The organism is Rathayibacter sp. AY1A2, from assembly GCF_002930935.1.
Lineage (GTDB): Bacteria > Actinomycetota > Actinomycetes > Actinomycetales > Microbacteriaceae > Rathayibacter.
This window is the reverse complement of the sequence record NZ_PSTP01000001.1, coordinates 491,331-511,233: the sequence shown is the minus strand read 5'-3', so window position 1 is coordinate 511,233 and position 19,903 is coordinate 491,331. Positions and strand designations below refer to the sequence as shown.

Below are 19,903 nucleotides of genomic sequence, written 5' to 3'. Positions count from 1 at the left end.
GGGAACGCGGTGGAACGAGAGCGAGCCGCGACCCCGAAGGGACGCGGCTCGCTCTCGTCTGCGGCGGATCAGCCGAAGCGGCCCGAGACGTAGTCCTCGGTCGCCTGGACGGACGGGCGCGAGAACATCGTCGCGGTGTCGTCGTACTCGATGAGCTTGCCCGGCTTGCCGGTGCCCGCGATGTTGAAGAACGCGGTGCGGTCCGAGACGCGCGAGGCCTGCTGCATGTTGTGGGTCACGATGACGATCGTGTAGTCGTTCTTGAGCTCCTCGATGAGGTCCTCGATCGCGAGGGTCGAGATCGGGTCGAGGGCGGAGCAGGGCTCGTCCATCAGGAGGACGTCGGGGGAGACGGCGATCGCGCGGGCGATGCACAGACGCTGCTGCTGGCCGCCGGAGAGACCGGAGCCCGGCTTGTCGAGGCGGTCCTTCACCTCGTTCCAGAGGTTCGCGCCCTGGAGCGAGCGCTCGACGAGCGCGTCCGCGTCCGACTTCGAGATGCGGCGGTTGTTGAGCTTCACGCCGGCCAGCACGTTGTCCCGGATGGACATCGTCGGGAACGGGTTGGGGCGCTGGAAGACCATGCCCACCTGCCGGCGGACCTGCACCGGGTCGACGCCCGGGCCGTACAGGTTGTTGCCGTCGATCAGGACCTCGCCCTCGACGTGCGCGCCGGGGATGACCTCGTGCATGCGGTTGAGCGTGCGGAGGAAGGTCGACTTGCCGCAGCCGGACGGGCCGATGAAGGCGGTGACCGTGCGGGGCTCGATGGCGAGCGAGACGCCCTCCACCGCGAGGAACTGGCTGTAGTAGACGTTGAGGTCGTTGACCTCGATGCGCTTGGACATTGCTTCCTTCGGGGATTCCGGCCGGAGCCGAGTGGTGGGTGTCAGCGGCCGAGCTTGGGGGCGAAGATCTTCGCGATCAGGCGGGCGACCAGGTTCAGCGCCATGACGATCAGGATGAGGGCCAGCGCGCCGGTCCAGGCCCGGTTGAGGAACGCCTCGGCGTCGGGACCCTGGTTCGCGTACTGCGTGTAGACGAAGACCGGGAGGGTCATCATCCGCTCGCTGAAGAGGTCGTAGTTCATCGACGCGGTGAAGCCGGCGACGATGAGCAGCGGGGCGGTCTCGCCGATGACGCGGGCGATCGCGAGGGTGATGCCCGTCGTGATGCCGGCGATGGAGGTCGGCAGCACGATCTTGACGATGGTCAGCCACTTCGGCACGCCGAGGGCGTAGGACGCCTCGCGCAGCTCGTTCGGGACCAGCTTCAGCATCTCCTCCGACGAGCGGACGACCACGGGGATCATCAGCACGGCGAGGGCGATCGAGCCGGCGAAGCCCATCCGGACGCCGGGGCCGAGGAGCAGCGCGAAGAGCGCGTAGGCGAACAGGCCCGCGACGATGGAGGGGATGCCCGTCATCACGTCGACGAAGAAGGTGATCGCCCGGGCGAGGTGGCCGCGGCCGTACTCGACGAGGTAGATCGAGGTGAGCAGGCCGATCGGCACAGAGATCAGCGCGGCCATGGCCGTGATCTCGAGCGTGCCGATGATCGCGTGGAGGGCGCCGCCGCCCGCGTCGATGACGTTGCGCATGGACGAGGAGAAGAAGAGCGGATCGAACCGCGCGACTCCGTTGGAGACGACCGTGTAGAGCAGGGAGATCAGCGGGAGCAGCGCGATGATGAACGCGGTCGCGACCAGCGAGGTCACGAGGCGGTCGACAGCCTTGCGGCCGCCCTCGACCAGGCGCGAGACCACGTAGATGGCGACGTCGAAGAGGACGGTGCCCCAGAAGATCGCTCCGACGAGGCTGAAGTCGTTCATCATGCCGGCCGCCTGGAGGATCAGGAAGACGGCGGCGAACACGACCCAGCTGCCGACGAGCAGCATCCAGGGAGTGCCCTTGGGCAGCTTGCCCGCCTGCAGCGAGAAGGGCATCGACGAGGTGGCGGCGGACATCAGTTGGCTCCCGAGAAGGCCTTGCGGCGGTTGACGATGAACCGCGCGACCGAGTTCACGACGAGGGTGATGACGAAGAGGATGAGGCCCGAGGCGACGAGGACGTTCACGCCGACTCCGCTCGCCTCCGGGAACTGCAGCGCGATGTTCGCGGCGATGGTGTTCGAGTTCTGCGAGGTGAGCAGGAGGAAGGAGACGACCGTCGCGGGCGAGAGCACCATCGCGACGGCGAGCGTCTCGCCGAGGGCCCGGCCGAGGCCGAGCATGGCGGCCGAGACGATGCCCGGGGCGCCGAAGGGCAGGACGGCCATGCGGATCATCTCCCAGCGGGTCGCGCCGAGCGCGAGCGCCGCCTCCTCGTGCAGGCGCGGGGCCTGGAGGAAGATCTCGCGGCAGACCGCGGTGATGATCGGGATGACCATGACGGCCAGCACCACCGAGGCGGTGAGGATCGTCTTGCCGGTGCCCGACGCCTGGCCGCCGAAGAGCGGGAACCAGCCGATGTTCACGTTGAGGAAGAGGTAGAAGGGCTGCACCATCGGCGCCAGCACGGTCGCGCCCCAGAGGCCGAAGACCACCGAGGGGACGGCGGCGAGGAGGTCGACCACGTAGCCGAGGGCCATCGCGATGCGGCGCGGCGCGTAGTGCGAGATGAAGAGGGCGATCGCGATCGAGAGCGGCAGGGCGATCACCAGGGCGATCACCGCCGACCAGACCGTGCCGAAGACCAGGGGGCCGACGTAGGCCCAGAAGCTCGTCGCGTCGCCGGGGAGGCTGCCGGCCGGCGCGGTGAACGCGGGGATCGACTGCGCGATCAGGAAGATCGCGACGGCGGCGAGGACGAGGAGGATGAGGGAACCGGCGGCGACGGTCGAGATCGAGAAGACCCGATCTCCGACACGCACCTTCGCCTTCGGGCGGACGACGGTCTCAGTTGCCATTCCAGGGGACTCTCTTCAGACGAGGGGGTTCGGCGGGGCGCACAGGAAGATGCTAGGGCTCGGAGGGGGCGTCCGGTGGGTCGAGCCCGGCACAGGCGGGGCCCGTCCCGCGGATCGTGCTGCGAGACGGGCCCTGCCGGTGGGACTACTTGATCGACTCGATCGCGGTGGCGACGGTCGAGGCGAGCTCGGAGCTCAGGGGAGCGGAGCCGGCCTGAGCGGCGGCGGCCTCCTGGCCCTCCTCGCTCGCGACGTAGGAGGCGAAGGACTTGACGACCTCGCCCTTGTCGGCGTCCGCGTACTCCTGGCACACGATGAGGTAGCTGACCAGGACCATCGGCCAGGCGTCCGCCTCGGTGCCGGTACGGTCGATCTTGATCGCGAGGTCGTTGTCCTCGCGGCCCTCGGCGATGGGCGAGGCGGCGACGACCGCCGCGGCTCCGTCGGCCGAGATGGTCGAGAACGCGTCGCCGACCTTCAGCTGGGCCATGTCCATGCCCTGGGCGCCGGACTCGTCGGCGTAGCCGATCGTGTTGGTGCCGTTCTTGACCGCGTCGACGACACCCGAGGTGCCCTTGGCGCCGTCACCGCTCTGGTACGGGAAGGTCTGCGCGGCGGGAGCGTCCCAGACGTCGCTCGCGGTGGCCGCGAGGTAGTCGGTGAAGTTCTGCGTGGTGCCCGAGTCGTCCGAGCGGTGCACGGAGGTGATGTTCGCCGACGGGAGGGTCGCGTCGGGGTTCAGGGCCTTGATCTCCGGGGCGTCCCAGGAGGTGATGGTGCCCTTGAAGATGCCAGCGATGGTGGCCGCGTCGAGCTTGAGCTCGTCGACGCCCTCCACGTTGAAGATGACCGCGATCGGCGAGATGTAGACCGGGAGGTCGATCGCCTTGGTGTCGGGGGCGCAGGCGGCGAAGGTGCCCGCGAGCTCCTCGTCCTTGAGCGCGGAGTCGGAGCCGGCGTAGTCGGCGGCGCCGTCGATGAAGTTGGTGCGGCCGGCGCCGGAGCCCTGCGGGTCGTAGTTGACCGTGACCTCGGGGTTCGCGGTCTGGAACGCGGCGGCCCAGGTGGTCTGCGCGGTGCCCTGAGCGGACGAGCCGATCCCGGTGATGGTGCCGGAGAGCGTGGAGGTGGTGGCGGAGCCGGAGCTGCCGCCTGCGGCCGGTGCCTCGTTGGCAGCGCAGGAGGTCAGCGTGATCGCTGCGACGGCGGCGACGACGGCCGCCTGGCCGAGACGCGAGAATCTCACAAGTATCCCTTTCGGGTAGGAAAGCGTGGAAAACAGAACAGGGCCTGGTGCAGCCCGCGAGCGAGAGTACGGAGGGGTCGTGTCCTGGCACCGACCGCTCGGTGAACGCGCGGTGAACGGGTCCGCCTCGGGGATTGCGGAGCGACGGGGCGGCGGGGAAGGCGCGGTGCGTCGGGCGCGTCCCGGCTGCGCGACCGGCCCGGTGCGGAGGGACCCGTCGAGCCGGACGCGCAGCGCCCGGGCGGGTCAGGCCAGCGGCGTGTGCGTCTCGATCGCGACGATGCCGGAGCCGGGGTGACCGGTGGAGAGGTGCACCACGGCGAAGCCCCCGGTCGGGAGCGCTGCCGCCTCGTCGAGGTAGGCGCCGAGAGGAGTCGCCGTGGCGAGGGCGATCTCGCGCAGGATCTCGGGGATCACCGGCCGGTGACTGCAGAGGACGGCGGTGCGGCGGGCGCGGACCCGCTTGCCGACGAGGGCGCGGACGTCGGCGGTGCCCTGCTCGTGCGCCTCCTGGCTGAGGTCGTCGCGCAGCTTGACCGGCTTCCCGACCAGACCGGACAGCGGGGCGATGGTCGACCGGCAGCGCTTGGCGGTGCTCGAGACGAGGCGGCGCGGGCGCCAGGCGGCCACGGCCTGAGCGGCGGCCGCGGCCTCGACCCGGCCGCGCCCGGTGAGGCGGCGGGTGGAGTCGCGGCCGTCCCAGGAGGAGGCGGGCACCGCCTTCGCGTGCCGCAGGACCACGATCGCGAAGGTCTCGAGCGCACCGCGTGCGGCGATCCGGGCGAACTCGTCGACGATCGTCACGTCGTGCGGATAGGTCAGGTAGCTCCGGGCCCGCTTGAGCGTCACCCACTCGAGCGCCTCGACCTCGTCGTTCGGGAGGAAGTCGGACGCCAGGACGGCCTTCTCGGTCACCTGCGCCGCCCAGTAGTAGACGGCCTTCGGGCGCCCGCTCGGCAGCGTGTACTCGGTGCACCCCAACGGCACCCCGAGCGCCACCGAGAGCCCGGTCTCCTCGCGGATCTCGCGCACCGCGGTCTCCGGGAGGGACTCGCCCGCGTCGACCTTGCCCTTGGGCAGGCTGACGTCCCGGCGGTGCGGCCGGTGGATCACGAGGATGTGCGGGCGGCCCTCGATGATCCGCCAGCACACCGCTCCTGCTGCGTAGACGGTGCCCGTCACGGGCGTCAGCGGCTGGAGGCCCGGTTGGCGGACCGTGTCGCCGCGCGCTTGCGATGGGTGATGTGCTGCATCAGCTGGTTCTGCAGGTCGGCGAGCGGAGCGCCCTCCTCATCGAGGTGGTGCCGCGTCCAGTCGCCGTCCGGGCCGAGCCACCAGGAGGCGGTCCGCTCGTCCATCGCCCGCTCGAACATGTCGTCGATCTCGCTGAGGTGCGCCGGCTCGACGATCCGCACCAGAGCCTCGACGCGGCGGTCGAGGTTGCGGTGCATCATGTCGGCGCTGCCGATGAAGACGTCCGGCTCGCCGCCGTTGACGAAGCTGAAGATGCGGGAGTGCTCGAGGTAGCGGCCGAGGATCGAGCGCACGCGGATGTTCTCGGAGAGCCCCTCCTGGCCGGGCTTCAGCCCGCAGATGCCGCGCACCCAGACGTCGACCGGCACGCCGGCCTGGCTGGCGCGGTAGAGCGCGTCGATCACGGACTCGTCGACGATCGAGTTGACCTTGATCCGGATGCCCGAGGGCCGCCCCGCGCGGGCGTTCTCGGTCTCGGCGGCGATCCGCTTGAGCAGGCCCTTCCGGAGGTGGCGCGGCGCGACGAGCAGGCGCTTGAACTTCTTCTCGATCGCGTAGCCCGAGAGCTCGTTGAACAGGCGCGTGAGGTCCTTGCCGACCTCGGGGTCGGCCGTCAGGAGTCCGAGGTCCTCGTAGATGCGCGAGGTCTTCGGGTTGTAATTGCCGGTGCCGATGTGGGAGTAGTGGCGGAGCACTCCACCCTTCTCCTGGCGGATGACGAGCGCGAGCTTGCAGTGGGTCTTCAGCCCGACGAGCCCGTAGACCACGTGCACGCCCGCCTTCTCGAGCTTGCGCGCCCACGAGATGTTCGCCTGCTCGTCGAAGCGCGCCTTGATCTCGACCAGGGCGAGCACCTGCTTGCCCGACTCGGCCGCGTCGATGAGCGCCTCGACGATGGGGGAGTCGCCCGAGGTGCGGTAGAGCGTCTGCTTGATCGCGAGCACGTCCGGATCGGCCGCCGCCTGCTCGAGGAACGACTGCACGCTCGTCGCGAAGGACTCGTAGGGGTGGTGAAGGAGCACGTCGCCGCGGGAGACCGCCTTGAAGACGTCCTGCCGCTGGTTGGGCTCGCTGGGCGAGAGCTGCACCGCCGTCGTCGGGACGTGATTGGGGTACTTCAGGTCCGGGCGGTCGATCTTCTGCAGGCTGAAGAGCCCGCTGAGGTCGAGCGGGGCCGGGAGCTTGTAGACCTCCTGCGTCGTGATGTCGAGCTCGCGGACCAGCAGGCCCAGCGTCTCGTCGTCCATGTCATCGGTGACCTCGAGGCGGATGGGCGGGCCGAACCGGCGGCGCAGCAGCTCCTTCTCGAGGGCCTTGATCAGGTTCTCGGTCTCGTCCTCGTCGACCTCGACGTCCTCGTTGCGCGTCACCCGGAACACGTGGTGGTCGAGGATCTCCATGCCGGGGAACAGGTCGTCCAGCTGGTTGGCGATCAGGTCCTCGAGCGAGATGAACCGCATCGGCTCGCCCGGCGCCGCGACTCCGGCGATCCGCACGAAGCGGGGGAGCATCTGCGGCACCTTGAGGCGCGCGAACTCGACCTTCTGCGTCTTCGGGTTCCGCACCCGCACCGAGAGGTTGAGCGAGAGGCCGGAGATGTAGGGGAACGGGTGCGCCGGGTCGACCGCGAGCGGCATCAGAACAGGGAACACCTGGGCCGAGAAGTAGTCGTCCAGCACGGTGCGCTCGGCGTCGCTCAGCTCGTCCCAGCGGACGAGGTCGATGCCGCCGGCGCGCAGGGCGGGCTCGACGAGCTCCTTGAACGCTCGGGAGTGGCGCTGCTGCAGCAGGTGCGCCTTCTCCGAGATGTCGGTCAGCACGTCGACCGGCACGCGGCCGATGTTCGTCGGCAGGGCGAGCCCCGTGAGGATGCGGCGCTTGAGGCCGGCGACCCGGACCATGAAGAACTCGTCGAGGTTGGACGAGAAGATCGCCAGGAAGTTCGCCCGCTCGAGCGCCGGAACCAGCGGATCCTCCGCGAGCTCGAGCACGCGCTGGTTGAACGCGAGCCAGCTCAGCTCCCGGTCGAGGTAGCGGTTGTCGGGGAGGAGCGGGTCCGAGTGCTCCTCCTCGTCGTCGAAGTCGTCGTCGAGGTCATCGCTGAGACCGTCTTCGAGAAGCAGGTTGTCGCCGTCCATGCGACCATCCTGGCACCGCGTCCGTCCGCTCCGCGCCGCCGCTCGTGAATGCCGGATGAACGGGGCCGGGGGAGGCCCTGTGGAGGAGTGCCGGCTCAGCGCAGCGGCGCGGCGCGCTGCAGGTACTGCACGTCGACGGAGGCGTCCGTGAACCCGAGCGAGCGGTAGAGCGCCACCGCCGACCGGTTCTCGGCCTCGACGTAGAGGTCGGCCGCGGTGCAGCCGCGCTCGAGCATCCGCGCGAGCCCGGCGTTCAGCAGGGTGCGGCCGAGTCCCCGTCCGGCCGCCTCGGGGGCGACCCCGAGGACGTAGATCTCGCCGGTCGTCGATCCGGGCTCGATCTTGAGCCAGTCGTATCCGAGGAGCGTGCCGTCGACGTCGCGGAGCAGGAGGAAGTCGCCCTCGTCGAACCACGGCTCGGCGCGGCGGGCCGCCAGGTCCTCCTCCGTCATCCGCCCCTGCTCGGGGTGCGCGGCGAAGATCCGCGCGTTCAGGGCGATCCACTCGGCCGGAGCGAGGTCGCGGGCGTCCGAGAGGACGACGCCCTCGGGGACGCGGACCTCGGGGGCGGCGAGCGGCTCGAGCTCGAGGTGCAGGAGGGTGCGAACCGGTGCGAAGCCGTGGGAGGCCGCGAGGGCCCGGGCGGCGGGGTGGTCGCCGTGCGCCCAGGCGAGCAGGCCCGTCCGGCCGCTCGCGAGGACCTGCTCCAGGGTCGCGGTGCCGAAGCCGACCCCGCGCCACTCCGGATCGACGACGAACTCCAGCTCGCCCTGCCCGAGGATCGCCGCCGCCACGACCACGTCGGCGCGCAGCCCCACGAGGAGGGTGCGCGAGCCGGCCCGGGCGTCGACGAGGGTCTGATCGCTGAAGGGGGGCTGGTGGTCGAACCAGGCGGCGCGCCCGATCAGGTGCTCGAGGCCGGCCGCCACCGCGGGATCGGCCAGATCCTCAACGGACAGGTTGAGCGACTCGCTCATTGTCCTCTTCGTACACGTTGAAGCGGTATCCGACGTTGCGGACCGTGCCGATCAGCGACTCCAGGTCGCCGAGCTTCGCGCGGAGGCGCCGCACGTGCACGTCGACCGTGCGGGTGCCGCCGAAGTAGTCGTAGCCCCACACCTCGCTCAGCAGCTGCTCGCGGGTGAAGACGCGCGAGGGGTGCGTAGCGAAGAAGCGGAGGAGCTCGAACTCCTTGAAGGTGAGGTCGAGCGGGCGCCCGTGGACCTTGGCGGAGTAGCTTGCCTCGTCGATCACGACGCCCGAGGCCTGGATGCGCGAGGTCGACTGCTCCTGCGCCAGCCGGCCGATCACCAGGCGGATGCGGGCGTCGACCTCGGCGGGGCCGGCCGAGTCGAGGATGACGTCGTTGACGCCCCAGTCGGCCGAGACGGCCGTGAGCCCGCCCTCCGTGAGGATCAGGATGAGGGGGACGTTGATGCCCGTGGTCGTGAGGATCTTGCAGAGCGACTTGGCGCTGGCGAGGTCCTGCCGCGCATCGACCAGGATCAGATCGCAGCTCGGGGCGTTCACGAGCTGGGCGGGCTCCGCGGGGATCTGCCGGGTCCGGTGGCTGAGGAGCCCCAGTGCGGGGAGCACCTCGGCGCCTCCCGCCGAGGTCAGTATCAACAACTGCGCCACGGATCCTCCAGAACTGGTCTGCCCGCAATACTAGCGGCGGGCCGGGAGGGGCGTCCGCCTGGGGCACAATTGTCGGATGGGCAGGGATCGGGTGGGCATCGGAGTCGTCTGGGCGCTCGCACTCGCGGGCTCCGTGCTGACTCTGGCGATCGCCGCTCCGGAGTCCCGGCAGCTCTGGCTCGCGCTGACGTTCGGCGGCTGCGTGCTCGCGACCTTCGCGGTGCAGCTCGCCGTGGCCCGCGCCGAGGGGTACCTCCTCCGCGCGATGACGAGCATCGTCGGAGCGATGGCCGTGGTCGCGGTCGCGAGCGGGATCGCCCTCCTCCTCCCCGCCTGAGCGGTCGCGCCGTCCTGTCCCGAGCACCCGGATCCGCACCGCCTGAGCGGCCGCGTCCGCCCCGCCCCGGCGTCGGAGGCGGCGGGTAGGATGAGCGCATGCTTCTCGCCCTGGAACTCTTCTACCTCGGTCTGCTCGGGCTCGCCTCCCTCGCCATCGCGTGGGTCTCCGGCGTGGTCGTCTACAAGCTCTACCGCGGCCAGCGCTAGCCGCCGCCGGAGCCCGAGTGATCTCGCTTCCGTCGGGCCTGCCGCCCGAGCTCGTCCCCCTGTCCTGGCTGCTCGGCGTCTGGGAGGGCTCGGGCGTCATCGACTACACGATCGGCGACGACTCCGTCCAGGCCGAGTTCGGCCATCGCATCAGCTTCAGCTACGACGGCCTCCCGTACCTCAACTACAACTCCTACACGTGGCTGATCGAGGAGGGCGCCGAGGAGGCGCCCCGGCCGCTGGTCACCGAGACCGGCTACTGGCGCCTCAGCCGCGCTCTGACCGACTCCGACGCCGGCCCGGGAATGCTGCCCGGCCGCGGCGCACCCGCCTTCCCCGACGCGGAGTCCGTCGAGACGCTGCGCAACGCCGCCGGCGGCTTCGACATCGAGGTCTCGCTCGTGCACCCGGACGGGGTCAGCGAGCTCTACCTCGGCCAGGTCAAGGGGCCGCGGATCGACCTCGCGACCGACGCGGTGATGCGCACCGCCGCGGCGAAGGACTACGCCGCCGCCACCCGCCTCTACGGCCTGGTCGACGACCACCTGCTGTGGGCGTGGGACATCGCCGCGCTCGGCCAGGGCCTGCGGACCCACTCCTCCGGACGGCTCGCCCGTGTCGACTGACGCGCTCTCCCCGCTCCTGGCCGCCCCGGGCGCCGTCGCCACGACGAGCGCCGCCGAGCCCGGCGTCGCCGCTCACTACGGCGAGCCCTTCCGCGAGCAGCGCGCTCTCGCCGCGGGCACCGCGCTCGTCGACCTCTCCGGCCGGGGCGTCGTGACCGTCACGGGGCCGGACCGCCTCACCTGGATCGACTCGCTCACCAGCCAGGCCGTCTCGCGCCTCGCTCCCGGCGCGTCGGCCGAGACGCTCCTGCTCGACCCGACCGGCCGGATCGAGCACGTCATCCGCCTCGTCGACGACGGCGAGACCGCCTGGCTCCTGCTCGACCGCGACGAGACGGCCGGCCTGGCCGCCTGGCTCGACCGGATGCGCTTCATGCTCCGCGTCGAGGTCGCCGACCGCACCGACGACTTCGCGACCCTCGCCGCCCTCGGCGACGGGCCGGCCCTGACGCTCGCCCTGTCCCTGGCCGAGGAGCCCGTCGTCTGGAGCGACCCGTGGTCGCAGGTCCAGCCGGGCGGCTGGCAGTACGCGCTGACCACAGAGCACCCCGGGGCCTCCTGGGAGCTCCGCGAGGTCCTGGTCCCGCGAGCGGCCCTCGAGGCCCTCGCGGAGACGGCCGTCGGGGTGGGAGTGGCCCTCGCCGGGGTCGATGCCCTCGAGGCCCTGCGCATCGCCGCCTGGCGCCCGCGCCACGCGACGGAGGTCGACGAGCGGTCCATCCCGCACGAGCTCGACCTCCTCCGCTCGAGCGTGCATCTCGCCAAGGGCTGCTACCGGGGCCAGGAGACGGTGGCGAAGGTGCACAACCTCGGGCACCCGCCGCGGCGCCTGGTCCTGCTGCAGCTCGACGGCTCCGACTCGGTCCTCCCCGCCCACGGCGACGTCGTCACGGCGCTCAAGGGCGGCGAGCCGGTCGAGGTCGGCACGGTCACCTCGAGCGCCTGGCACTACGAGGACGGACCGGTCGCTCTCGCGGTCGTCAAGCGGAGCGTCCCGGTGGACCTCGAGCTGACCGTGCTGGCCGACGACTCGCGCGTGGCCGCGGCCCAGGAGGTCGTGGTCCCGCCCGGAGCCGGAGCGGAGGCGGGAGTGCCCCGCCTGCCCCGCCTCGGGGCGACGACCAGGTAGGCCACGCCGTGGTGGCCGCACGTCCCGCCGAGCGGGGCCGGGCGGCCGAGCGGCTGCGCGGTCTCGTCCGGGCCCCCGAGCTGAGTCCCGCGCGCGCCCTCGCCCGCGCGGGGGCGTCGCTCCCCGCAGTGCTGCAGATCGTGCTCGCGGCGACCCTCGCCTACTCCGTCGCGCACTTCCTCCTCGGGCACCCCGCGCCGGTGCTGGCGCTGACGGCCACGATCTCGAGCCTCGGCATCGCGCGCGACACCCGTCCCAAGCAGGTGGCCGAGACAGCGACGGGGATGCTCATCGGTATCACGGCCAGCGAGGTCCTGCTCCTGCTGTGGGGGAGCGGCGTCTGGCAGCTCGCCGTCGTCCTCGCGATCGTCTTCACGCTCGGCCGGGCCCTCTCGCCCTCGCCGGGGTTCGCCGTGGCCGCCGGGACCCAGGCGATGCTGGTGATGGTCCTCCCTGCGCCGGACGGAGGCGTCTTCACCCGGAGCGTCGACGGCCTGATCGGCGGGCTCGCGGCGCTGCTCTGCACGGCGATCGTGCCCCGCCCGCCGCTGCGCACAGCGCGGGCCGAGGCGCACCGGCTCCTCACCGCGCTCAGCCGGACCGTGGAGGAGCTGGCCGAGGCGCTCCGCCGGGGCGACTCCTCGGCGTCCACCGCGGCCCTCGAGCGGATCCGCGGGACGCAGCCGGTCATCGACGGCTGGACCGCGGCGCTCGACTCCGCTACCGGCGTCGCCCGGATCTCGCCGTTCGTCCGCCGGCACCGCGGCGAGCTCTCCCGCCAGGCCGTGATGCTGTCCGCGCTGGACCTCGCGACCCGTGATCTGCGCATCGTCGCGCGCCGCACCGACTTCCTCGTCGGGGACGGCGCCCCGCGGCCGGCGCTCGCCGGAGCGGTCGCCGCCCTCGGCCCGGGCATCGCGCTGCTCGGCCGCGCGGTCGCCGATCCGTCGGTGCTCGCCCTGGCGCGTCAGGACCTCGTGCTGCTCGCGACCACGCTCGACCCCCAGCGGCTGATCCCGGAGGCGCGCCTCGCCGAGAAGACGGTGCTCGTCCTGCTCCGCCCGCTCGTCGTCGACCTGCTCACGGCGACCGGCGCCGCTCCCGCCGAGGCTCGGGCCGCTCTGCCCCCGCTCGCCTAGGGCTCAGGAGGTCCGGTGCTCAGGCCCGGCGCTCAGCAGGAGGGGGCGACCGCCTCCCACGCGACCGTCACCTCGCCCAGGCGCCAGCGCCGCGGCCCGCCGAGGACCGGCCACTCCGGCCGGAGGTCCCGGACCGTCGCGATCCACCGCTGACCCGGACTGTAGACGGCGAGAGGGGCGTTCAGCGTCCACGCCCGCTCGAGGGCGGAGAGGAAGGCGTGCACGCCCTCGCCGGGCACGTTGCGGTGGATGAGGGCCTTCGGCAGGCGCTCGGCCGCCGTCATCGGCGAGGGGATCGCCGCGAGCCGGAGCGAGAGGGTCAGCGAGCGCGGGCCCTCCCGGCCGACCTCGATCCAGGTGCAGATGCGGCCGATCTCGTCGCAGGTGCCCTCGACCAGGACGCCGTCGGGCTGCAGACGGTCCGTCATCGTCGCCCAGGCTCTATGAACCGCGTCCTCGTCGTACTGGCGGAGCACGTTGAAGGCGCGGATGACGCCTGCCCGCCGCCCCGCGGGCAGGGGCACCTCGAAGCCGCCGCGCTCGAAGCGCACGCGCGCGTCCGCAGGGAACGGCGTGCCGCCCTCCCTCACCCGCGCGAGCTGGCGCCGAGCGGTGTCGACCCGTGCGGGCTCGATCTCGAGGCCGAGCACCTCGACGTCGGGCGCGGCCCGGACGAGCCGGCGGTGCAGCTCGAGCGTGGTGACCGCGCTCGCCCCGAAGCCGAGATCGACGACGAGCGGGGAGGCGGTGCTGCGCAGGACGGGCAGCTCGGCGAGCCGGCGGTCGACCCGGCGGAGGCGGTTCGTGCCCGTCGTTCCGCGGGTGACGGCTCCGATGGGCATGCTCTCCAGCGTATCCGCGGGTGAGGGGGCCGCCTCTAAGCTGGACGCATGTCCGAGACCTACACCCTCATCCTCGTGCGCCACGGCAACAGCGAGTGGAACCAGAAGAACCTGTTCACCGGCTGGGTCGACGTGCGCCTGACCGAGCAGGGAGTCGCGGAGGCCACCCGTGCCGGCGAGCTGCTGACCGAGGCGGGCCTGCACCCCGACATCGTCTACACGTCGCGCCAGACGCGTGCGATCCAGACCGCCAACATCGCCCTCGAGGTCGCCGACCGCCTGTGGATCGACGTCAAGCGCTCCTGGCGCCTCAACGAGCGCCACTACGGCGCCCTGCAGGGCAAGGACAAGGCGCAGACCCTCGCCGAGTACGGCCCCGAGCAGTTCCAGACCTGGCGCCGCTCCTTCGACGTGCCGCCGCCCCCGCTCGACGACGACGACCAGTACTCGCAGGCGCACGACGAGCGCTACGCCGACCTCGGCGACGCACTGCCCCGCACCGAGTCGCTGAAGCTCGTGATCGAGCGGATGCTTCCGTACTGGGAGTCCGACATCAAGCCGGACCTCGCCTCGGGCAAGACCGTCATGATCACCGCGCACGGCAACTCCCTCCGCGCGCTGGTGAAGACGCTCGACGGCATCTCGGACTCGGACATCGCGGAGCTCAACATCCCGACCGGGATCCCGCTCGTCTACGAGCTGAACGAGGACTTCGAGCCCATCGGCGAGGCGCGCTACCTCGACCCCGAGGCCGCGGCCGCCGGTGCCGCCGCCGTCGCCGCCCAGGGCGCCAAGAAGTAGCACCGCCCCGAACGCGCGAACGGCCCGCCCGAGTCCTCGACTCCGGCGGGCCGTTCCCGTAGCCCCGGAGGCGGAGCGCACGGACACGTCCGGCCCGCAGGAGACGCTCGTTCCTGCGGGCCGGACGGTGAGACGGGCTGGAGCCCGAGGTGTCGACTAGGAGTAGTCGCCCGAGATCAGGTACTGGACCTTCTTGGCGATCGACACGGCGTGGTCGGCGAAGCGCTCGTGGTAGCGGCTGGCGAGGGTCGCGTCGACGGTGTCGGCGGCCTGGCCCTTCCACGCCTCGCTGAGCACCTTGTCGAAGACGCTGACGTGCAGCTCGTCGATCTTGTCGTCCTCGTCGCGGATCTCCTCGGCGATGCGCGGGTCCTGCGAGCGGAGCAGGTCGGTCAGCTTGTGCGCGACGACCACGTCGAGGCGGCCCATCTCGACGAACGTCGGACGCAGGCTCTTGGGGACCACCTTGTCGGGGAAGCGGTAGCGCGAGAGCTGGGCGATGTGCTCGGCGATGTCGCCCATCCGCTCGAGCGATGCGCTGATGCGCAGCGCCGAGACGACGATCCGCAGGTCGCGGGCGACCGGGTTCTGCCGGGCGAGGATGTCGATCGCGAGCTCGTCGAGGCTGATGGCCAGCTCGTCGATGCGCGCGTCGCTCGCGATGACCTCCTCCGCGAGGGTGACGTCGGAGTGGTTGAACGCCTGGGTCGCCTTCTCGATGGCGATCTCGACGAGTCCGGAGATCTCGACGAGTCGTTCCTGGACCTCGGCCAGCTCCTGCTGGAAAACTTCGCGCATCTGTGTTCGACCCTCTCTACGGCGCGCGCGGACGACGGCGCCGGATCTGCGGCGAGCACCTCGCACGCCGCTGCGACTGCACTCCGTGGGCGCAGGCGCAGTCATGATGACCACGGCAGGTTAACGGACGGTGCCGGGCGTTTGAACAGTACTCGACCCCCGGAGGATCGACGGGCGTCCGGTAGGGGGACGCCCGGTGGATGGTTAGCCTGGGTCCGTGGATTCGGGCTTGATCGTGGTTCTGTCACTCGTTCTCGGTGTCGCGATCGGGATCCTTCTGACGACCGTGCTCACGCTCGCCGCCCGCCAGGGCCGCATCGCGCAGGACGTGATCTCGGTCGGGCTCCCCGAGGGGATCGAGGCGATCATCGACGCCGTCGGCTCGCCCGCCTTCGTGACCGACCCGTCGCACAACGTGCTGAAGGCGTCCACCCGCGCCGTCGCGCTCGGCCTGGTCTCGCAGGACACGCTGCTCCACCCCGACCTCGCCGCCATCGTCGACCGCGTCCGCCGCTTCGGCGACGACATCGTCCAGGACCTCGAGCTCGCGACCAGCCCGCTCTCCGACGCCGCCGTGACGCTCGTCGTCCACGCGACCCGCCTGGGCTCCCGCTACGTCCTCGTCATCGCCGAGGACCACACCGAGGCGCGCCGGCTCGAGGCCGTCCGCCGGGACTTCGTCGCCAACATCTCCCACGAGCTGAAGACCCCGATCGGCGCCGTCGGCCTGCTCGCCGAGGCCCTCGACTCCGCCGCCGACGACCCCCAGCAGGTGCGCCGCTTCGCGCACCGGCTGACCCAGGAGTCGCACCGCCTCGCGAAGATCACCCGCGAGATCATCGAGCTCTCCCGCCTCCAGGCCGCCGACGTCGCCGGCTCCGCCGAGATCATCCGCGTCGACGACGTCGTCACGGCGGCGCTCGAGACCACCCACGTCCTGGCGGAGTCGCACGACGTCACCCTGGTCAAGGGCGGGATGAAGAAGGCCTACGTCGTGGGGCAGGAGAAGATGCTCGTCTCGGCGCTGCACAACCTCCTCGCCAACGCCATCCAGTACTCGCCCGCCGGCTCCCGCGTGGGCATCGGCGTCCGCTCCACCGGCGGCGTCGTCGAGATCGCCGTCACCGACCAGGGCATCGGCATCCCGGAGGAGGACCTCGACCGGGTGTTCGAGCGCTTCTACCGCGTCGACCAGGCCCGCTCCCGCCACACCGGCGGCACCGGCCTCGGCCTCAGCATCGTCAAGCACGCCGTGCAGAACCACGGCGGCGACGTCCGCGTCTGGTCCAAGCCCGGCCGCGGCTCCACCTTCACCATCCGGCTCCCCGAAGCCGACCCCGCCCGGACGCCCTTCGCGGCGACCGCCCCGATAGGAGAACACGCGTGACCAGCATCCTGCTCGTCGAGGACGAGAGCGCCCTCAGCGAGCCCCTCAGCTACCTGCTCGAACGCGAGGGCTACGACGTCACCGTCGCCGAGGACGGCAACCGCGCCGTCGCCGCCTTCGACGAGGGCGACTACGACCTGATCCTCCTCGACCTCATGCTGCCCGGCATGCCCGGCACGGAGGTCTGCCGCGAGATCCGCACCCGCTCCTCCGTCCCGATCATCATGGTCACCGCCAAGGACTCCGAAGTGGACATCGTCGTCGGCCTGGAGCTCGGCGCGGACGACTACGTCACCAAGCCCTACTCCACCCGCGAACTGCTCGCCCGCATCCGCGCCGTCCTCCGGCGCCGCACCGAGGAGCCCGGCGAGGAGCGGATCGTCGTCGCCGGCCCCGTCCGCATGGACATCGAACGCCACACGGTCGAAGTCGACGGCGTCGAGACCCCGATGCCCCTCAAGGAGTTCGAGCTCCTCGAGATGCTCCTCCGCAACGCGGGCCGTGTCCTCACCCGCGGCCAGCTCATCGACCGCGTCTGGGGCAGCGACTACTTCGGCGACACGAAGACCCTCGACGTCCACGTCAAGCGCATCCGCTCGAAGATCGAGAAGACGCCGAAGGAGCCGGTGCTCCTGGTTACTGTCCGCGGCCTCGGCTACCGCTTCGACGCTTGATCGCGGGCCCTGGCGGGGCGATCTGCGGCGTTGTCGTCGGTTGCGATACCGCTGGTATCGCGCCCTCCTCCGCCTTGCAGCTCACCCCGCCAGGACCCGCGATCAACCCTGTACTGGAGGGGTGGGGGACGAGGCCGTCGCTGCGCGACGAGCCAGGTGGGGTGGGCCGTCGCTGCGCGACGAGCCGGGCGGGGGCGTCGCTCAGGGCGTGGTGCTCGAGTGGTCGGCGGAGTCGGTGTATCGAGACGCGCGCAGCCGGACGTCGCGCGAATGGTGGTCGAGTGGCCGACGGAGTCGGCGGATCGTGACCTGCGGGCACGACGAAGGGCCGCTCACCGCGGTGGACGGCCCTCGAGGGCGGAGGGGGCTACTCCGCGGTGGGAGCGTCGACGCCGGGCTCGGCGGTGGGAGTGGGGAGCGCGGTCCGGGCGGGGTCGGCCGTCGGGGTGACGGTCGGCGTCGCGGAGGGAGCGGGAGTCAGCGTCGAGTAGGCCTCGAGGGCGTTCGTCAGGACGGGGACGAGGAGCTCCTTGCCCTGCTCGGAGCCGTACTGGAAGTAGACGGGGAGCAGGCCGCCGGGAATGGTGTCGATGTCGTCCATCTGGACGGCCTCGGTGCTGTCGGGGCGGACCTCGGTGCGGCCGGGGACGGCGTCGACGGTGTCGCTGGTGCGGCCCGCGGAGCCCTCGTACTGCACCTCGACGCTCAGCGCCTCATCGGTGGAGTTCACGAGCGTCACGATCAGGGTGCCGGCCTCGCCGTCGTCCGAGACGATCATCGCGTTGCGGATGGCGAGATCGCCGATCGTCGCGCCGACTCCGTCGCTCGGGTCGTAGATCTTGCGCGTCGCCTGCGGGGCGACGAGGTTGCAGCCGGCGGTAGCGAGGGCGACGCCGACCGCGAGAACGACGGATGCAGCGATACGCGCCTTCACAGGAACCTCCAGATCGTCGGCCCCGCTCGCCCCGGACAGGGCGACTTCACTGTGCACGAGCCGACACCAGGCTAGCGTAGCGAGCACCGCGGCTCCGCCCGTCCGGACTCCCGTCCCGCTCGGCGCGCATGGTAATCTTTCCGCCGCTGAAAGGACGTCGCATGCAGTTCGAGGTCGGAGAGACGGTCGTCTACCCCCATCACGGAGCCGCCACGATCGCCGAGGTGAAGACCCGGACGATCAAGGGCCAGGAGAAGACGTACCTGAAGCTCCGCGTCGCGCAGGGCGACCTCGTCATCGAGGTGCCCGCCGACAACGTCGACCTGGTCGGCGTCCGCGACGTCATCGGCCGCGAGGGCGTCGAGCGCGTGTTCGAGGTCCTGCGCGCCGAGGTCGTCGAGGAGCCGACCAACTGGTCGCGCCGCTACAAGGCCAACCTCGAGAAGCTCGGGTCCGGCGACGTCGTCAAGGTCTCCGAGGTCGTCCGCGACCTCACCCGCCGCGACCGCGACCGCGGCCTCTCGGCGGGGGAGAAGAGCATGCTCGCCAAGGCCCGCCAGATCCTCGTCTCCGAGCTCGCCCTGGCCGAGAAGACCGACGAGGACGCCGCCTCCGTGCTCCTCGACGAGGTCCTCGCATCCTGAACGGTCCGGCCGGCGCGCCGACCGCGGCCGTCGTCGTCGTCGCCGCCGGCAGCGGCACGAGGCTCGGCCGCGAGCGCCCCAAGGCCTACGTCGACTGCGCGGGGAGGACGATCCTCGAGCGCAGCCTGCGCACGGTGCTGCTGCTCGCGGAGCCGGTCCAGATCGTCGTCGTGGCTCCCGCCGCCCTCCTCGAGGAGACGGCCGCTCTGACGCACGCCGCCGGAGCCCCGGACGGCTCCGTCAGCGTCGTCGCCGGAGGCGCCAGCCGCCAGGAGTCGGTCGCTCGAGGGCTCCGGGCGCTCGGTCCGGCCGTCGAGACGGTGCTCGTGCACGACGCCGCCCGCGCCCTCACGCCCGTCGACCAGTTCGAGCGGGTGATCGCGGCGGTCCGGGAGACGGGCGGCGGAGTGATCCCGGGTCTGCCGGTCACCGACACGATCAAGCGCATCCGCGCCGACGGCGGGATCCTCGGCACGGTGGACCGCTCCGAGCTCGCCGCGGTGCAGACGCCGCAGGGCTTCCCGCGCGCGCTCCTCGACGAGGCCTACGCCTCGGCGGAGGAGGACTTCACCGACGACGCGGCGCTCCTCGCCTCGCGCGGCAGTCCCTCGATCGTCGTCGCCGGCGACCCGCTCGCCTTCAAGATCACCACCCCCTGGGACCTGGCCCGCGCCGAGCAGGTGCTCGCACCGCCGCCCGCCGTCGTCGTGCCGCGCGTCGGCATCGGCACGGACGTGCACGCGTTCGACGACGCGTCGCCGCTCTGGCTCGCCGGGCTGCACTGGCCGGGGGAGCGGGGCCTGTCCGGGCACAGCGACGGCGACCCGGTCGCCCACGCGATCTGCGACGCGCTCCTGGGGGCGGCGGGTCTCGGCGACATCGGCTCCCGCTTCGGCACGGCCGACCCGCGCTTCGCGGACGCCCACGGCGAGGTCTTCCTCCGCGCGACCCGCGAGCTGGTGGAGGCCGCCGGCTTCGCCATCGGCAACGTCTCGGTGCAGCTCATCGGCAACCGCCCGAAGTTCTCGCCGCGGCGCGAGGAGGCGCAGAGGCTGCTCTCGGAGCTGCTCGGCGCACCGGTCAGCGTCGCCGCCACCACCTCGGACGCGCTGGGCTTCACCGGCCGGGGCGAGGGGGTCGCCGCGACCGCGACGGCACTCGTCCTCCCCACCCCCGCTGTCACCCGGTAGTCCCCGGGCG

Annotated in this window: 20 protein-coding genes; 9 read left to right on the top strand and 11 right to left on the bottom strand. The window is 71.7% G+C overall.

Annotated features, from left to right (window positions below; all coding sequences use genetic code 11):
• Nucleotides 1-68: 68 nt before the first annotated feature.
• The 8 genes from pstB to C5B93_RS02345 form a co-directional block, all read right to left on the bottom strand.
• Nucleotides 69-848 carry a phosphate ABC transporter ATP-binding protein PstB gene (gene pstB, locus C5B93_RS02380; protein ID WP_104224707.1) on the bottom strand — a complete coding sequence of 260 codons (780 nt, stop codon included), beginning with the start codon at nt 846-848 and terminating at the stop codon, nt 69-71.
• Nucleotides 849-889: 41 nt separating this feature from the next.
• A complete protein-coding gene (gene pstA, locus C5B93_RS02375) occupies nt 890-1,966 on the bottom strand; it encodes a phosphate ABC transporter permease PstA (protein ID WP_104224706.1) in 1,077 nt (358 codons plus the stop codon).
• The gene (gene pstC, locus C5B93_RS02370) at nt 1,966-2,907 is read right to left on the bottom strand and encodes a phosphate ABC transporter permease subunit PstC (RefSeq protein WP_104227270.1); all 942 of its coding nucleotides are present in this window, start codon (nt 2,905-2,907) and stop codon (nt 1,966-1,968) included. The genes pstA and pstC overlap by 1 nt, the downstream gene beginning before the upstream one ends.
• Before the next feature lie 145 nt (nt 2,908-3,052).
• Entirely contained in the window at nt 3,053-4,153 is a 1,101-nt protein-coding gene (gene pstS / locus C5B93_RS02365) for a phosphate ABC transporter substrate-binding protein PstS (protein ID WP_104233897.1), read from the bottom strand.
• A 246-nt stretch (nt 4,154-4,399) separates the two neighbouring features.
• The gene (locus C5B93_RS02360; protein ID WP_104291660.1) at nt 4,400-5,335 is read right to left on the bottom strand and encodes an NUDIX domain-containing protein; all 936 of its coding nucleotides are present in this window, start codon (nt 5,333-5,335) and stop codon (nt 4,400-4,402) included.
• 5 nt (nt 5,336-5,340) lie between these two features.
• Nucleotides 5,341-7,545 carry an RNA degradosome polyphosphate kinase gene (locus C5B93_RS02355; protein ID WP_104291659.1) on the bottom strand — a complete coding sequence of 735 codons (2,205 nt, stop codon included), beginning with the start codon at nt 7,543-7,545 and terminating at the stop codon, nt 5,341-5,343.
• Nucleotides 7,546-7,640: 95 nt separating this feature from the next.
• Nucleotides 7,641-8,522, bottom strand: coding sequence for a mycothiol synthase (gene mshD, locus C5B93_RS02350; RefSeq protein WP_104224701.1), 882 nt, complete (start codon nt 8,520-8,522; stop codon nt 7,641-7,643).
• On the bottom strand, nt 8,494-9,183 hold the full coding sequence (locus C5B93_RS02345) for a winged helix-turn-helix domain-containing protein (RefSeq protein WP_104224700.1): 690 nt from the start codon (nt 9,181-9,183) through the stop codon (nt 8,494-8,496). Before C5B93_RS02345 ends, mshD begins: the two co-directional genes overlap by 29 nt.
• 76 nt (nt 9,184-9,259) lie before the next feature.
• Here C5B93_RS02345 and C5B93_RS02340 point away from each other — a divergent pair, with 76 nt between their 5' ends.
• From C5B93_RS02340 to C5B93_RS02325, 4 genes are all read left to right on the top strand, one after another.
• Nucleotides 9,260-9,520: a hypothetical protein gene (locus tag C5B93_RS02340; RefSeq protein ID WP_146076503.1), complete on the top strand. Its 261-nt coding sequence runs from the start codon at nt 9,260-9,262 to the stop codon at nt 9,518-9,520.
• Nucleotides 9,521-9,746: 226 nt separating this feature from the next.
• Nucleotides 9,747-10,355, top strand: a complete 609-nt coding sequence (locus C5B93_RS02335; RefSeq protein ID WP_104224698.1) for an FABP family protein — start codon at nt 9,747-9,749, stop codon at nt 10,353-10,355.
• On the top strand, nt 10,345-11,484 hold the full coding sequence (locus C5B93_RS02330) for a folate-binding protein YgfZ (protein ID WP_104291658.1): 1,140 nt from the start codon (nt 10,345-10,347) through the stop codon (nt 11,482-11,484). The genes C5B93_RS02335 and C5B93_RS02330 overlap by 11 nt, the downstream gene beginning before the upstream one ends.
• A gap of 8 nt (nt 11,485-11,492) precedes the next feature.
• On the top strand, nt 11,493-12,623 hold the full coding sequence (locus C5B93_RS02325) for an aromatic acid exporter family protein (protein WP_104291657.1): 1,131 nt from the start codon (nt 11,493-11,495) through the stop codon (nt 12,621-12,623).
• Nucleotides 12,624-12,655: 32 nt separating this feature from the next.
• On the opposite strand, the gene C5B93_RS02320 is transcribed toward C5B93_RS02325, so the two are convergent.
• Nucleotides 12,656-13,465 (bottom strand): class I SAM-dependent methyltransferase, encoded by an 810-nt coding sequence (locus C5B93_RS02320; protein WP_104291656.1) that lies wholly within the window; start codon nt 13,463-13,465, stop codon nt 12,656-12,658.
• 48 nt (nt 13,466-13,513) lie between these two features.
• Between C5B93_RS02320 and C5B93_RS02315 the strand changes: the two genes are divergently transcribed.
• Nucleotides 13,514-14,266: a phosphoglyceromutase gene (locus C5B93_RS02315; RefSeq protein WP_104224694.1), complete on the top strand. Its 753-nt coding sequence runs from the start codon at nt 13,514-13,516 to the stop codon at nt 14,264-14,266.
• 156 nt (nt 14,267-14,422) lie between these two features.
• Here C5B93_RS02315 and phoU read toward each other — a convergent pair whose 3' ends face one another.
• Entirely contained in the window at nt 14,423-15,064 is a 642-nt protein-coding gene (gene phoU / locus C5B93_RS02310; RefSeq protein ID WP_104224693.1) for a phosphate signaling complex protein PhoU, read from the bottom strand.
• Nucleotides 15,065-15,281: 217 nt separating this feature from the next.
• Between phoU and C5B93_RS02305 the strand changes: the two genes are divergently transcribed.
• Nucleotides 15,282-16,451, top strand: a complete 1,170-nt coding sequence (locus tag C5B93_RS02305; RefSeq protein WP_104258259.1) for a cell wall metabolism sensor histidine kinase WalK — start codon at nt 15,282-15,284, stop codon at nt 16,449-16,451.
• Complete coding sequence (locus C5B93_RS02300) at nt 16,448-17,125, top strand: response regulator transcription factor (RefSeq protein ID WP_104227263.1); 678 nt, start codon at nt 16,448-16,450, stop codon at nt 17,123-17,125. The genes C5B93_RS02305 and C5B93_RS02300 overlap by 4 nt, the downstream gene beginning before the upstream one ends.
• Before the next feature lie 367 nt (nt 17,126-17,492).
• On the opposite strand, the gene C5B93_RS02295 is transcribed toward C5B93_RS02300, so the two are convergent.
• Nucleotides 17,493-18,059, bottom strand: coding sequence for a hypothetical protein (locus tag C5B93_RS02295; protein WP_104224588.1), 567 nt, complete (start codon nt 18,057-18,059; stop codon nt 17,493-17,495).
• A 161-nt stretch (nt 18,060-18,220) separates the two neighbouring features.
• On the opposite strand from C5B93_RS02295, the gene C5B93_RS02290 reads away from it, so the two are divergent.
• Both C5B93_RS02290 and ispD read left to right on the top strand, forming a co-directional pair.
• Nucleotides 18,221-18,703 carry a CarD family transcriptional regulator gene (locus tag C5B93_RS02290; RefSeq protein ID WP_104224589.1) on the top strand — a complete coding sequence of 161 codons (483 nt, stop codon included), beginning with the start codon at nt 18,221-18,223 and terminating at the stop codon, nt 18,701-18,703.
• Nucleotides 18,697-19,893, top strand: a complete 1,197-nt coding sequence (gene ispD, locus C5B93_RS02285; RefSeq protein ID WP_181068298.1) for a 2-C-methyl-D-erythritol 4-phosphate cytidylyltransferase — start codon at nt 18,697-18,699, stop codon at nt 19,891-19,893. The genes C5B93_RS02290 and ispD overlap by 7 nt, the downstream gene beginning before the upstream one ends.
• Nucleotides 19,894-19,903: the final 10 nt, after the last annotated feature.

Excerpts from the sequence above, each read along its gene's own strand:
- C5B93_RS02290 (WP_104224589.1), top strand. The coding sequence starts at position 18,221 with ATGCAGTTCGAGGTCGGAGAGACGGTCGTCTACCCCCATCACGGAGCC.
- pstB (WP_104224707.1), bottom strand. The coding sequence starts at position 848 with ATGTCCAAGCGCATCGAGGTCAACGACCTCAACGTCTACTACAGCCAG.
- phoU (WP_104224693.1), bottom strand. The coding sequence starts at position 15,064 with ATGCGCGAAGTTTTCCAGCAGGAGCTGGCCGAGGTCCAGGAACGACTC.
- pstC (WP_104227270.1), bottom strand. The coding sequence starts at position 2,907 with ATGGCAACTGAGACCGTCGTCCGCCCGAAGGCGAAGGTGCGTGTCGGA.
- C5B93_RS02340 (WP_146076503.1), top strand. The coding sequence starts at position 9,260 with ATGGGCAGGGATCGGGTGGGCATCGGAGTCGTCTGGGCGCTCGCACTC.
- C5B93_RS02320 (WP_104291656.1), bottom strand. The coding sequence starts at position 13,465 with ATGCCCATCGGAGCCGTCACCCGCGGAACGACGGGCACGAACCGCCTC.
- pstA (WP_104224706.1), bottom strand. The coding sequence starts at position 1,966 with ATGTCCGCCGCCACCTCGTCGATGCCCTTCTCGCTGCAGGCGGGCAAG.
- C5B93_RS02355 (WP_104291659.1), bottom strand. The coding sequence starts at position 7,545 with ATGGACGGCGACAACCTGCTTCTCGAAGACGGTCTCAGCGATGACCTC.
- mshD (WP_104224701.1), bottom strand. The coding sequence starts at position 8,522 with ATGAGCGAGTCGCTCAACCTGTCCGTTGAGGATCTGGCCGATCCCGCG.
- C5B93_RS02315 (WP_104224694.1), top strand. The coding sequence starts at position 13,514 with ATGTCCGAGACCTACACCCTCATCCTCGTGCGCCACGGCAACAGCGAG.